Source organism: Aliiglaciecola lipolytica E3, assembly GCF_000314975.1.
Lineage (GTDB): Bacteria > Pseudomonadota > Gammaproteobacteria > Enterobacterales > Alteromonadaceae > Aliiglaciecola > Aliiglaciecola lipolytica.
The window spans coordinates 83,454-96,992 of the sequence record NZ_BAEN01000068.1 but is presented as its reverse complement, the minus strand read 5'-3'; the positions used below and the strand labels follow the sequence as shown (position 1 = coordinate 96,992).

Below are 13,539 nucleotides of genomic sequence, written 5' to 3'. Positions count from 1 at the left end.
ACTGCTCCTCCTATTGACCTGTCATTACGGCGTTAATATCTTTGGCTTGGACCATATCGCCGGTATCATTGCCCCAAGCATTTCTTTCGTAAGTTATAACCGCTGCCAACTCACTCATAGTCAATTGTTTAGCAAACGCCTGCATTGCAGTTCCCGCTTTACCATTGATAACGACATCCAAGTGAGCAGTCATATCGTTTAATACCATATCACTGCCAACCAAAGCCGGGAAAACACCGGGTAGCCCTTGACCGTTCGGCTGATGACAAGCGGCACAAGCGCGTAAGTATACTTGTTCACCAGTCACCATTAGCTCTTCCATGGTCATATTCATAGCTAATAAGCGTTGCTCTTCTTCTTTAGCTTTGCGTTGAATGTCTTCTTGTTCATTCACCCAAGCTTGATATTCAGCAGGTTCTTTAGCAATGACCACAATCGGCATAAAGCCGTGATCTTTACCACATAGTTCTGCACATTGGCCTCGATAGATTCCTGGCTCATTTACGTTCGTCCACGCTTCATTAATGAAACCTGGATTAGCGTCTTTTTTAACTGCGAAATCAGGTACCCACCAAGAATGAATGACATCATCGGAGGTCACTAAGAAACGAACTTTTTTACCGGTAGGAATTACCAATGGACGGTCAACTTCGAGCAAGTAATTTTCACCCTTAGCAAACTTGTTGTTGATTTGTTCTTGCTGAGTCGCCATCACAGAATAATATTCAACGTCATTTTCCATGTATTTGTAATGCCATTTCCATTGCGAACCTGTCACCAATATTGTGACTTCAGAGTTCTCAGGATCTTCCATTGCGATCAGCGTTTTTGCCGCGGGGAAAGCCATAACCACTAGAATAATAAAAGGGACGACTGTCCAGGCAATCTCGACTTTGACACTTTCATGAAAGTTAGCAGGCTGAGCACCTCGGGATTTGCGATGGAAGAACATACTCCAAAACATTGCACCAAATACTAAAACTGCGATTACTACACAAATGATAAACATAAGCATATGTAAATCGTAAACTTGGCCACTGATTTCTGTTACACCTTTGCGCAAGTTCAACTGATACTGATCAGCAGTCGAACTGGTCTCTGCAGAAACAGCAAACGCAATGAGACTGGTCAGTATTACCAATATGCTGGACCATATTTTTTTCACTCAATACCTCCTGTTGATTTAAGCCGTTTCCAAAGGAGCAAAGCAGGGTAAAAAGCCGCAAAAAACTCAGTTGTGGTAAATGACTTGGAATTTTTTTGTTATGACGTTGTAAAAACAAGTATAAGAATTACTCAACTAGAGTCTAACGTCTAGTGTTTTTTGTGAAACTTTTAAACAAGCGCTTGATTTTTATTCAAAATAGCCAAAAAGTTAGTTATTTATATCGAATTGAAATATGCAGTTAGAATAAACCAGTCAAAAACATCGGCGATTTACTAACAGACAATTTTAGTTAGACAGTTTGAGCATTTTAATTTGAGGAAAATATGTAAAGTGAAAAGAACAGAGCAATAGTTATTAAGAGCTAAAAGCGTTTAAATGATAGTGCCAAACTCACCTCATAGTATGGAAATTAATGTGAAGGTTTATCAGCAAATTTGTCTAAGATGATTGGGGGATAATAGGGCGATCCAGGTAGGATCACCTCAATTGTAATTGCAGGAAAGGCTTTAATTACATCCAATCAGCATTACGAATAACGCCAACAGCGATTCCTTCGATGTTAAATGGCTGCGAGGCTAAATCGACTTTAATGGGATTAAACTCATCATTTTCAGCATGCAGAATAACTTCTCGACCGCGCTTTTCTAAACGCTTAACGGTAACGTCTTCATCTACTCTTGCCACTACAACTTGTCCATTATGAACGTCAGTGGTGCGATGAACAGCAAGTAAATCACCATCTAAAATGCCGATATCTTTCATACTCATACCACTTACCCTGAGTAAAAAATCAGCGTTAGGCTTAAATAAATCGGGATCGACTTTGTAATGACACTCTACATGCTCTTCAGCCAATATAGGTTCACCAGCAGCAACACGACCTATTAACGGTAGCCCTAGCTCTTCGGCTTCATCGTCGAGCGGAACGTTAAGCTTTATTCCTCTAGAAGTGCCCGGAAGAATTTCAATAACCCCTTTACGTGCCAACGCTTTAAGGTGCTCTTCTGCCGCATTCGCAGATTTGAAACCTAACTGTCGCGCAATTTCAGCACGCGTAGGCGGCATACCTGTCGCCTGCATTGTGGTTTTAATTAATTCAAGTATTTCGCTTTGTCTGGGTGTTAGTGGACGCATAAACAGCCTGTTTTTCCATACAGTTTAACTGGTAGTATATACAGTTACCCAAATAAAACAAACTTTGTTTTTAGTAATCTTGTTTTAGTGAATTAACTTGTAATTTTAACACTACATAAAATAAGGCTACCCGTAAGTAGCCTTATAAATATGTAAAACCTTAAAGATTATTTTCTACGTTTTACCATTCTGAAGCCAAGTAAACCAAGCGCTAGTGCGGCAAGTGTTGACGGCTCAGGCATTGGAATACCTGGCTCACCTGGATTTTGACATTCCGGTAGGTTTGGATTTTGACCGCAACCAGGAGGTAAAGACTCACCCGCCAATAAGAAAGAACGAATGTTCTCTAACGCTCTAGCCTCATCATCAGAGATGCCGCTTAGCCAGTCAATGTCACTGATTGTCACAATTCGACCTGCGTTATTGACTAGATCCGACGTTGCATAAGCAACACCAATATTAAAGCCGTTGTCTGCAACTTGTGCAGCAAACACTTTTGATGGGTCAGATACAAAAAGTTGCCCAGGAGCGCTGATATCAAATGTAGTGCTACGAATATCATTTGGCTCGATCAGAATAGTCGTATCTGGGGTTAGGAATGTCCCAGTAGCACCGGATGGAGAATCCCCCGCTCCGCCAAATTGCATGGCGGTATCACCGGTTAATTCCATAAAGATACTTTGCACCCATGCATTGTGGGTTTCACAACACGGTCTTTCAGTTTGCCCGTAAAAACCGCCTCCGCCATTCACGAAGTCAATTACATTTTGCGCAACTGTTGCTCCTGGGTTTGAGGAAAATCCGCCATCCCACACAACGTCATACGCCGACATATCAGTTGGCGCCGAGCCCCAGCTACTAATTACGGTTAATGTGTCACCGAAAGTATCTTGAAAAAGAGTCGTCCAACCACCACCAGATAAACGTCCGCCTTCATCAACCACTAAAATTTCTGCTGCAGTGGTCACGTTAGAAGAAACCGCTAATGCTCCTGCCAATAGCAACGAGCGAACACCTTTAACAATTTTTTTATTCATTGCTTCATCTCCATATATTGAGAATACAGTAATCCATTCCAGTTGAAATGAATTAGGATTTGAGTAAAAAAACACCATTACTGGTTAAATTTCAAGCATACCGAATGCCAACAAATTTTTTTATTCCTTATCAATAACTTGAACTATTGGTCAGCTTTTAAAAATACTTAACTGTAAATTTAGTTGACATTTTTTAGCTTGAAAAAACGCCCTTTTCGTCAAAGTGGTAAGTTTTAGACTCGTGATTGATATGCGCAACGCGATAAACGAAATATTTCATAATATTTAGGTGTATGAAATCTAATGAAGAAGAAAAGCGGATGACATCAGTAATTACAACAAGATAAAATACCCAATTGATCTCGTGATATAGCATGGCAAATATGAAAACAATGTCATTCTTCATGCTATGCTTTCTTCGAACGTGTAACCTCAAGGTATAATATATGGATTGGCTGCATAATTTGCTGCTTTCAATTTTTGCTTTTCCGGTAAAGTGGTTGGTTAAAGTTAATAGTATTCCAACTGATATTGAAAATGAGTTAGGGATAGATAAAGACCGCCCCATTATTTATCTGCTTAGAACTCACTCAATTACCGATCAACTCGCGCTTAAAATGTCCACTAAAAAAGTGGGACTGCCTAACCCAACCAAAAAAATAGTGATTGGAAACGAAGAGCATAGCGCCAGCGTTTTTTTGGAACAGCCGCAGTCGGTTATTGGTAGAAAAATCAAAGGCACTAAGATTGCCGCAGATTTAACCCAGCTATTCAAACTACATAAAGAAAACACCGATGTAGATTTGCAAATAGTACCCGTTACTGTGTTTTGGGGGAGAGCACCAGGTCGCAAATCGAACGGCCTTGCAGACCTATTGGCAGACAAAGCATCCCCCAGTTGGCTACGTAAGTTTTTTATCGTTCTTTTTCTAGGCCGTGATAATTTTGTTTCTTACAGTAAAGCTGTGTCATCTAGAGCGATGACACAATTACCGGGAACCGAAGCAGAAATTGCACACAAGCTGATTCGCTTGGCAGGCACCCACTTCCATCGTAAAAGACAGGCTTTCAACGGCCCTATGCTATTAGAAAAACAAGAATTGTATAATTCAATTCTTGGATCTGTGGCGGTAATTAATGCGATAAACGAAGAATCCAGACAAAAGAAAATTCCATTAGCCAAAGCCAAAGCGAACGCTAAATCTTATATCAATGAAATTGCAGCCGACTATCGAGAAGGCCTAATCCGCTTTGGTGACAGGGTCCTCACCCGAATTTGGAATAAGATTTATGATGGAATCGAAGTTGGTCACGCAGACAAAGTAAGAAAGCTGGCGCAAAATGGACATGAGATCATTTATGTTCCATGTCATCGCAGTCATATGGATTACTTACTTTTAACCTATGCAATTTACCACCAAGGCTTAGTTACGCCTCACATTGCAGCAGGTATCAATCTTAACTTTTGGCCGGTTGGCGGAATTTTCAGACGAGGCGGTGCATTTTTCTTACGTCGCAGCTTTGCAGGCAATAAATTATATACAAGCGTGTTTCGCGAATACCTTGAGCTACTGTTCAATAAAGGGTATTCGGTAAAGTATTATGCTGAAGGTGGCCGCAGTAGAACGGGTCGCTTACTTCCGCCGAAAACCGGCATGCTAGCCATGACCTTGCAAGCCATGATAAAAGGGGTGAATCGTCCAGTCAGTATCGTCCCTGTTTATATTGGTTATGAGCATGTGATGGAAGTAGGTAGTTACTTAAAAGAGCTAAAGGGTAACACTAAGAAAAAAGAGTCTGTTTTTGGTCTTTTTTCAGTCGTCCGGAAATTGAAAAACTACGGCCATGGGTTCCTTAATTTTGGAGAGCCCATTCAGCTTAACAACTTTCTCGACATGCAAGTGCCCAATTGGCGTGATGCTCAGAATAACGATGTCGACAGGAAACCCAGTTGGTTGACCCCTACCGTCAATATTCTTGCTAATCAGGTCATGGTACGCATCAATCAAACAGCGGCAATTAGTGGTATGTCGTTATGCGCTTTATGTTTACTTTCTGCCAAAAAGACCGCGATGGGGCAAAAAGAGTTGGAGCAAGCAGTAGACGACTACCTCCACTTATTAAAATTGTCACCTTACAGTGAATTGGTTAGCTTGCCGAAGAAAAACGGGCAGGAGATTGTTGAGCAAACGCTGAAATTAGGCAAAATGAATGTCTCTGAAGATAGCTTCGGAAAGATAATTTCGTTAGAGCAGCGAAATGCGGTCACCTTGACCTACTATCGCAATAATATTTTGCACCTCTTTGCTATTCCTGGATTAATTGCCGCAATTGTTTTTGCTCACAATGGTTTAGGAAAAACCAAACTGCTTGATTTGATCATGCGCTTATACCCAATGTTACAACGCGAATGGTTCTTATACATGTCGGCTGAGCAAGCAAAGGACTATGTAGAAAGTCTGATAGATAGCATGTTAGAGATGGGCATGATAGTTCATGTAGGCAGAAAACTTGCCCCAGCACACCCAACCGCACCGTCTTTTTATTCGTTGTGGTTGTTAAACCGTTGTGTGCAAGAAACACTGCAAAGATATGCATTGGTACTGTCTTTATTAGCGAAAGAAAAGAAAATGAGTCGTGCCGCATTAGAACGTCAAAGCGCGAAGTTTGCAGAAAGATTATCTTCATTGCATGGCATCAGTTCGCCGGAGTTTTTCGATAAAAACGTGTTAGCCACTTTTGTTAATGCCTTAAAAGAAAATGATTTGTTGGCCGATAGCGATGACGGCCAATTACAACACTCAGAAGCCAGTGAAACTTTGCGTCAAGATATTATTGCTTTGATAGCGCCAGAAATCGCGCAACGCTTAGAAAAACTTTACGCATTGCAAAACTAAATGGTTTAAACCTAAAAACGGCCCTAAAAGAGGGCCGTTTTTATGTAGTCAGTTGCTTATTTGCGCAGGTCAGATAAAAAGAACTGATAAGCTGGATTATTGGTTTGTTCCGTGTAGATATACCCTAGCTTTTCAAGGTGGCGATCAAAATCCTCTCGAGCTTCAGCAGGTAAATCAAACCCTGCTAATACAAGGCCCTCAGCCGCCCCATGATTGCGATAATGGAATAACGTAATGTTCCAGGTTTCCCCTAAGGTATTTAAGAACTTCATTAAAGCACCAGGATATTCTGGAAATTCAAATGAGAATATTTGCTCGTTTAACAGCGAAGGTGGACGTCCGCCAACCATATAACGTACATGTAACTTTGCCGTTTCGTTTTCTGATAAATCAAAACATTGGTAACCACTTTCAGTTAAGAGTCGTTCTAACTGATGGTATTCTTCACGGCCAAAACGCAGCTTAATCCCCACAAAGATGTGGGCTTCACCGTCCGTTGCATAGCGATAATTGAATTCCGTAATGGTGCGACCACCTAATAATTTACAGAATTGTTTGAATGCACCTTTTTGTTCAGGGATTTTAACCGCAAATACGGCTTCTTTCTTTTCACCCAATTCACAGCGTTCTGAGACGTATCTTAAGGTGTGGAAATTGATATTCGCTCCACATAAAATGCCGCCAATTTTTTTACCTGAAATTGAATGTTCTGAAAGATACTTACGAATACCTGCAACCGATAGCGCGCCAGCTGGTTCTGCAATTACTCGAGTGTCATCAAAAATATCTTTGATAGCGGCACATATTTCATCAGTATTGACGGTAATTACTTCATCAACGTACTGCTGACACAAACGGAAGGGTTCAGTCCCAATCGTTTTCACCGCTACACCATCAGCAAATATTCCAACAGACGGTAAAGATACAGGCTCACCAGCTCGCAATGCCGCTTGCAAACACGCTGATTCATCAGATTCTACTGCGATTATTTTTAGATCTGGGCGCAACTGCTTTAGGTAAACGCTAATACCAGCTGCTAAGCCGCCTCCACCAACGGCAATGAAGAGAATATCCAGATCAGGAAGTTGTTCCAGTAACTCTCGACCAATGGTTCCTTGCCCCACTATCACATCTTCATCATCAAACGGAGCTACCATGGTATAACCGTTTACTTGTGATAAGCGTAATGCTTCTTCTTTTGCCGCATCAAAACTGGTGCCATGTAGCACGACATGGGCATACTCTCCACCAAATCGACGGACCGCCTCGACTTTAATGTCTGGTGTGGTTTCTGGCATCACTATGGTGGCTTGAATCTTTTTGATTTTCGCCGAGTAGGCAACACCTTGAGCGTGATTCCCTGCCGACGCCGCGACAACACCAGCCTGCAATTGTTGCTCGCTCAGATTGGCCAATTTATTGTACGCACCGCGCAACTTAAATGACTTCACCGGTTGCTGATCTTCGCGCTTTAGATAAATGTCATTACCTAGCGCAGTGGATAAACTACTTAGTCGGTTTAATTCACTATTAACTGCAACATCATAAACCGGTGCCAGTAAAATACGCTTCAAATAATCGTTGGCTGATAAACTCATTTAGTCTTCCAATTTCGAAGCATCACGTACCCCGCCTTTGTCCGCACTCGTTGCTAGCAACGCATAAGCTTTAAGCGCCAAAGAGACTTTACGTTCACGCGTTGCCGGTTTCCATGGCTTGGCACTATTGTTCATATTGTCACGTCTACGATTTAGCTCTTCGTCACTAATATCTACGCCAATCTTGCGGCCAGGAATATCAATTTTGATAGTATCGCCTTCTTCCACCAACCCTATTCCACCGCCACTTGCAGCTTCAGGAGCACAATGACCTATGGACAACCCAGATGTTCCACCGGAGAAACGACCATCAGTGATCAAAGCACAAGATTTTCCTAAACCTTTGGCCTTCAAATAAGTGGTTGGATACAACATTTCTTGCATACCAGGGCCACCTTTTGGACCTTCATAACGAATAATAACAACGTCACCTGCAACAATTTTGTCACCCAAAATAGCGGCCACCGCTTCATCTTGGCTTTCAAATATTCGTGCACGCCCAGTAAACTTATGAATAGATTCATCTACACCTGCGGTTTTAACGATACAGCCGTCTTCAGCAATATTACCAAACAATACCGCCAAGCCGCCTTCTTCACTAAATGCGTGATCTCGGCTTCGGATACAACCACTTTCACGGTCTGTATCCGCTGTAGGCCAGCGACAATCCTGACTAAATGCCTTGGTAGTGCGAATACCCGCTGGTCCAGCTCTATAAAATTCTAACGCTTTTTGGTTGTCTGAGTTTGTAATGTCCCACTCAGCAATGACTTCGCCAACCGTTTTACCTAAAACATGCGAACAATCCGCATGTAATAAGCCGGCACGATTTATTTCGTTAAGAATTGCCAACACACCACCTGCTCGGTGAACATCTTCCATATGATATTTAGGGGTTGATGGGGCGACTTTACACAAATGCGGTACTTTACGTGACAAACGGTCAATGTCATCAAGGGTAAATGGAATTTCGCCCTCTACAGCAGCCGCTAATAGATGTAAGATTGTATTTGTCGAGCCACCCATAGCAATATCTAAACTCATCGCATTTTCAAACGCTTTAAAATTAGCAATATTACGTGGTAACACAGACTCATCGTTTTCTTGATAATAACGACGGCATAGTTCGACAATTTGGCTTCCCGCCTTTTTAAACAAGCCTTCACGATCTGCGTGAGTCGCCAGCATTGAACCATTACCTGGCAATGACAAACCGAGTGCTTCGGTCAAACAATTCATGGAATTGGCAGTAAACATTCCCGAACACGAGCCGCAAGTAGGACACGCTGAACGCTCTACTTCGTCACTCTCAGAATCGCTTACGTTGTCATCGACACCTGCAACCATCGCATCAACCAAATCTAATTTGATAATTTGATCAGATAACTTCGTTTTACCGGCCTCCATTGGACCACCAGATACAAATATAACTGGCACATTTAACCGCATTGAAGCCATTAACATGCCAGGGGTGATTTTGTCGCAGTTTGAGATACACACGATAGCATCAGCACAATGGGCGTTTACCATGTACTCCACAGAGTCGGCGATAATTTCCCGTGATGGTAAGCTATACAACATACCCGAATGCCCCATGGCGATTCCGTCGTCTACAGCAATAGTATTGAATTCTTTGGCGACGCCGCCGGCCTCTTCAATTGCACGTGCAACTAATTGCCCCATGTCTTTTAAATGCACATGGCCGGGTACAAACTGAGTAAACGAATTTGAAACGGCTATAATCGGTTTGCCAAAATCTTTATCTGTCATTCCGGTAGCTCGCCACAAAGCTCTTGCTCCGGCCATATTGCGACCTTGCGTAGTAGTGGATGAACGTAACTTTGGCATGGTAAAACCCTCTAGATTGAAATCAATTTAGTCATAAAAAATGTTTTTTGTTTAAGCCTACAGAAACAAAAAACCCCCGCGTTTAAACTGCGAGGGTTTCGGCAAAAATACATACACACCTACCCTCGCTGGGCTAATCCCCACGCGTCAATAATCACAATCAACACTTGCTCGATAGATGTAAAATACATGGTATTCATTTTATTAAGATCGTCACTGGTGTATAGAGATAGCATGTAACAGCTGGCAGAATCAAGTTATCAAAGGGTATATATTATTCTTTGCGCGCAATGCAGAGTAATTTTTTATGCGTCGGTATATTTTACATCAACGTGAAATTGCACTTTCGACCGGTAATAAAAATTCTTCCCAAAAAAATCATAACCATTTGATAAAAATATAAAAAATCCAAAAAAATCCAAAAAAATCAAATAATGGCACGAGATATGCTGATCAATAAACGAACAGCTACATGTTTGGTTAGCTGCTGTTTGAACACTTTAAAGGAACTAAATATGAAGAGATTTATAGTAGCAGTTGTTACATCATCTGCCTTACTCACAAGTATGTTTACTCAAGCGGGTGTCGTTACCGTTTGGGGTGAAAGATACAACATTTCTACCATTAATACATTTTACAATGGACTTGCTGGTCACTCTTCCAGCATTGCAAACGGACAGTTGGATACGGTTGATTTGAGCTCAACTGATTTACTTTGGGCAGTTCAACCAGCAGATAGCTATACTGCAAATGAACTAAGCACCATGAGTAGTTTTTTATCCGGCGGCGGGCGCATCGCGTTTATGGGAGAACATGGAAACTTTGCACCTTCAGAAAACAATAACATTAATGCAGCATTAGCCGCGTTGGGTGCAGATATTTCAATAAATAACGTAGTTTTAGATGGTGGATTCAGATCAGCATCGGTAGGCGATGGTCAAATATTGTCTCATCCGCTCACGCAAGGTGTTGACACTTATCAGTACGCTGCCTTCGCGCCGCTAAGTATAAGTGGTGATGCAGTTGCATTGATGCTAGGTGAAGAACTATATAATGGCATGGATAGTGTCATGATGGCCTATCAAAATATTGGAGCCGGCAGTGTATTTCTGATAACTGACCAAAACGTTTGGGATAATTCAGGATCCAATTGGGGTGGCAATTTTGATAATGGCACCATGTTCGAGAACTTACTTGCCGCATCTACCAACAATCCAAACGAGCCGCCTCAAGTACCTGAGCCAGCGTCAATATTACTATTGAGTTTAGGTGTAGCCGGGTTACTTAGACGTCGCAGAAAATAATTCCTAGAGCCATTCTAAATAAGAGTTAAAAGAGGTGTGAAGCACCTCTTTTTTATTTCTGATAGAAAACTAGACTTCGTAAATTCGCTTCGACTCTCTTGTTTGACTACTATAAATAGCAATGAATAGACAAAAACATAAGGAAATGTTGATGTCGTTAGCGGTAGTTTATTCCCGTGCATCTGTTGGCATAGATGCGCCTTTGGTGAGCATTGAGGTGCACCTTGCCAACGGTTTACCAGCATTTAATTTGGTAGGCTTAGCTGATGCCGCTGTGCGTGAATCAAAAGAACGAGTACGCAGTGCTCTATTGAATTCAGGGTTTGAATTCCCTGCCAAAAGAATTACTGTAAATTTGGCTCCAGCCGACCTACCCAAAGACGGCGGTCGCTTTGATATTGCCATCGCCATCGGCATTATTGCCGCCAGCGGATTGATTTCTCTTGAGCAATTAGAACACTACGAATTTGCAGGCGAACTAGCGCTAACTGGCAATATCCGTCCAATTTCCGGAGCGTTGCCATTCAACTATGCGTGCCACAGGGCCAATCATACGGCGATTTTATCCAGTTTAAATGCTCCAGAAGCCTGCTTAATTGAGCAAAGCAAAGTGATTGCAGTAGACACACTTTCGCAACTCTTTTTACATCTTACAGGGCGCAATAAACTCGCTTTACAGCAAGCTCAATCCACAGACACTCTCAAAGATTACGAGTATGATATGGCTGATATTAAAGGCCAACAACTCGCCAAACGAGGTTTAGAAATTTGTGCAGCGGGCAATCACAACATCTTGTTTGTCGGTCCACCTGGCACAGGTAAAACCATGCTGGCGCAACGCCTGTTAACAATACTACCCGAGATGTCTCAGCTGCAAGCGCTGGAAACAGCAACGATTTATTCCATCAGTGGCCATGAAGTAGACCCAAAAACTTGGCGACTACGCAAATTTCGTCAACCTCATCATACTTCCTCTGCGATCGCATTAGTGGGAGGGGGCAGTAACCCAAAACCGGGAGAGATTAGCTTAGCTCATAACGGCATACTCTTTTTAGATGAATTGCCTGAGTACGAACGTCGCGTACTTGATGTATTGCGACAACCTATAGAGTCTGGTTATGTGTCTATTTCGCGTGCTTCAAAACAGGTCAATTACCCTGCGCAATTCCAACTCGTAGCAGCAATGAATCCAAGCCCAACGGGCAGTTTACGGGATGGTAGAAGCACAGCTGAACAAGTACTTAAATATATAAACAAGATATCCGGACCTTTTTTGGATCGTATTGATTTACAGGTCGATGTGCCCAAGCTGGCGAGTGCGGAATTATATTCTATGCAAAATGAAACGTCTGAAAGCAGTGAAGAAATTAAACGCAGAGTCTTGCAAGCCAGACAAATGCAAATCAATCGAGCGGGCAAATGCAACGCCCAGTTAAATAGCAATGAAATCGAGCAGCATTGCAGGTTGACACGTGAAGACCGATTATTTTTGCAAACCAGCGTGGAAAACTTAGGTTTGTCGATGCGCGCCTTTCATCGCGTTATTAAAGTCGCGCGCACCATCGCTGATTTATCTGAAGAACCACAGATTTCGCGCCCGCATTTAGCTGAAGCGCTTGGCTATAGGGCGCTTGATAATATTATCAATGAATTGCGTTATTGAAACTCAGGTTGATTGAAGAACTCTTCTATTAGTGTTTCGTGCTGTCTTGATTGTAAACAACACAACCCTAATTGATAGGGTTCAATATTGGTTAATTTGATCCTATTCACCCGCCGGCTTGCCAAGGAATGATCAAGGACAACCTGCGGCACTATGCCTAATCCACAGCCAAGACCTACCATGCTGACAATCGCTTCATTGCCACCGACAGTGCCGTACACTTTAGGTCGAATGCCCATTTCAGAAAACCAATGATGAACGATTCGCTTAGAAGGGCCTCCTTCGGGGAGTACTACCTTATGATCACGCCAATCAACTTGCTCAAGACTAGTAATTTGTGAATCTTTGGGCGCGATTAGCAACAAAGGAATAGAATCAATGGGTTGAAACTTAATGTCCTTAGGCATATCAGGAGCAAAGATTGCGATAGCCACATCCACTTCTTGACTAATCACTTTAGAAACTGACAACCAAGGGTCGCCGGTGCTCAATTTCACCTCAACTTGAGGGTGCTTTTGGCGAAATAAATTTAAGATATTAGGTAAGTGACTTTGACTAGCAGTGACAGAACAATACAGCTTTATTTCTCCGACTAAGGTTGGATTCAGCATATCGAAATCTGCCTTTAGGGAACTCCAATTCGATAAAGTCTGTTGACTAAATGCCAGCATTTTTTCACCCGCTTGAGTCATTTTTACGGTTCGGTTATCCCGTTCAAACAACGCTGCTCCGCACTCATCTTCAAGGCGCTGAATCGCTCTACTTAACGTTGAAGGGCTGACAAATAATGCGTTTGCAGTTTTGCCAAAATGTAAGCTTTGAGCAAGATGTTGGAACAATTGTAAAGAGCGAAAATCCATAACGTTTCATTTTTTGCAATACTATGTTGC

Annotated in this window: 9 protein-coding genes; 3 read left to right on the top strand and 6 right to left on the bottom strand. The window is 42.2% G+C overall.

Annotated elements, in window-relative coordinates:
• Positions 1 to 10: 10 nt before the first annotated feature.
• The 3 genes from coxB to GLIP_RS17865 form a co-directional block, all read right to left on the bottom strand.
• Positions 11 to 1,165, bottom strand: a complete 1,155-nt coding sequence (coxB, locus tag GLIP_RS17875; RefSeq protein ID WP_008846096.1) for a cytochrome c oxidase subunit II — start codon at positions 1,163 to 1,165, stop codon at positions 11 to 13.
• Between the two features lie 513 nt (positions 1,166 to 1,678).
• Positions 1,679 to 2,302, bottom strand: a complete 624-nt coding sequence (gene lexA / locus GLIP_RS17870) for a transcriptional repressor LexA (RefSeq protein ID WP_008846095.1) — start codon at positions 2,300 to 2,302, stop codon at positions 1,679 to 1,681.
• Between the two features lie 167 nt (positions 2,303 to 2,469).
• Positions 2,470 to 3,339: a PEP-CTERM sorting domain-containing protein gene (locus tag GLIP_RS17865; RefSeq protein ID WP_008846094.1), complete on the bottom strand. Its 870-nt coding sequence runs from the start codon at positions 3,337 to 3,339 to the stop codon at positions 2,470 to 2,472.
• Positions 3,340 to 3,785: 446 nt separating this feature from the next.
• Here GLIP_RS17865 and plsB point away from each other — a divergent pair, with 446 nt between their 5' ends.
• Complete coding sequence (gene plsB / locus GLIP_RS17855; RefSeq protein ID WP_008846093.1) at positions 3,786 to 6,236, top strand: glycerol-3-phosphate 1-O-acyltransferase PlsB; 2,451 nt, start codon at positions 3,786 to 3,788, stop codon at positions 6,234 to 6,236.
• A 56-nt stretch (positions 6,237 to 6,292) separates the two neighbouring features.
• Here the strand turns inward: plsB and ilvA are convergent, their stop codons facing one another.
• Both ilvA and ilvD read right to left on the bottom strand, forming a co-directional pair.
• Positions 6,293 to 7,834 (bottom strand): threonine ammonia-lyase, biosynthetic, encoded by a 1,542-nt coding sequence (ilvA, locus tag GLIP_RS17850; protein WP_008846092.1) that lies wholly within the window; start codon positions 7,832 to 7,834, stop codon positions 6,293 to 6,295.
• On the bottom strand, positions 7,835 to 9,682 hold the full coding sequence (gene ilvD / locus GLIP_RS17845; protein WP_008846091.1) for a dihydroxy-acid dehydratase: 1,848 nt from the start codon (positions 9,680 to 9,682) through the stop codon (positions 7,835 to 7,837). It lies immediately after the preceding gene.
• A gap of 515 nt (positions 9,683 to 10,197) precedes the next feature.
• Here ilvD and GLIP_RS21550 point away from each other — a divergent pair.
• Both GLIP_RS21550 and GLIP_RS17835 read left to right on the top strand, forming a co-directional pair.
• Complete coding sequence (locus GLIP_RS21550) at positions 10,198 to 10,986, top strand: PEP-CTERM sorting domain-containing protein (RefSeq protein ID WP_052155008.1); 789 nt, start codon at positions 10,198 to 10,200, stop codon at positions 10,984 to 10,986.
• A gap of 151 nt (positions 10,987 to 11,137) precedes the next feature.
• Complete coding sequence (locus tag GLIP_RS17835) at positions 11,138 to 12,649, top strand: YifB family Mg chelatase-like AAA ATPase (RefSeq protein ID WP_008846088.1); 1,512 nt, start codon at positions 11,138 to 11,140, stop codon at positions 12,647 to 12,649.
• Here the strand turns inward: GLIP_RS17835 and ilvY are convergent.
• A complete protein-coding gene (gene ilvY / locus GLIP_RS17830) occupies positions 12,643 to 13,509 on the bottom strand; it encodes an HTH-type transcriptional activator IlvY (RefSeq protein ID WP_008846087.1) in 867 nt (288 codons plus the stop codon). The two genes, GLIP_RS17835 and ilvY, sit on opposite strands and share 7 nt — an antisense overlap.
• Between the last annotated feature and the right edge of the window lie 30 nt (positions 13,510 to 13,539).

Excerpts from the sequence above, each read along its gene's own strand:
- ilvD (WP_008846091.1), bottom strand. The coding sequence starts at position 9,682 with ATGCCAAAGTTACGTTCATCCACTACTACGCAAGGTCGCAATATGGCC.
- lexA (WP_008846095.1), bottom strand. The coding sequence starts at position 2,302 with ATGCGTCCACTAACACCCAGACAAAGCGAAATACTTGAATTAATTAAA.
- ilvY (WP_008846087.1), bottom strand. The coding sequence starts at position 13,509 with ATGGATTTTCGCTCTTTACAATTGTTCCAACATCTTGCTCAAAGCTTA.
- GLIP_RS17865 (WP_008846094.1), bottom strand. The coding sequence starts at position 3,339 with ATGAATAAAAAAATTGTTAAAGGTGTTCGCTCGTTGCTATTGGCAGGA.
- ilvA (WP_008846092.1), bottom strand. The coding sequence starts at position 7,834 with ATGAGTTTATCAGCCAACGATTATTTGAAGCGTATTTTACTGGCACCG.
- GLIP_RS21550 (WP_052155008.1), top strand. The coding sequence starts at position 10,198 with ATGAAGAGATTTATAGTAGCAGTTGTTACATCATCTGCCTTACTCACA.
- GLIP_RS17835 (WP_008846088.1), top strand. The coding sequence starts at position 11,138 with ATGTCGTTAGCGGTAGTTTATTCCCGTGCATCTGTTGGCATAGATGCG.
- plsB (WP_008846093.1), top strand. The coding sequence starts at position 3,786 with ATGGATTGGCTGCATAATTTGCTGCTTTCAATTTTTGCTTTTCCGGTA.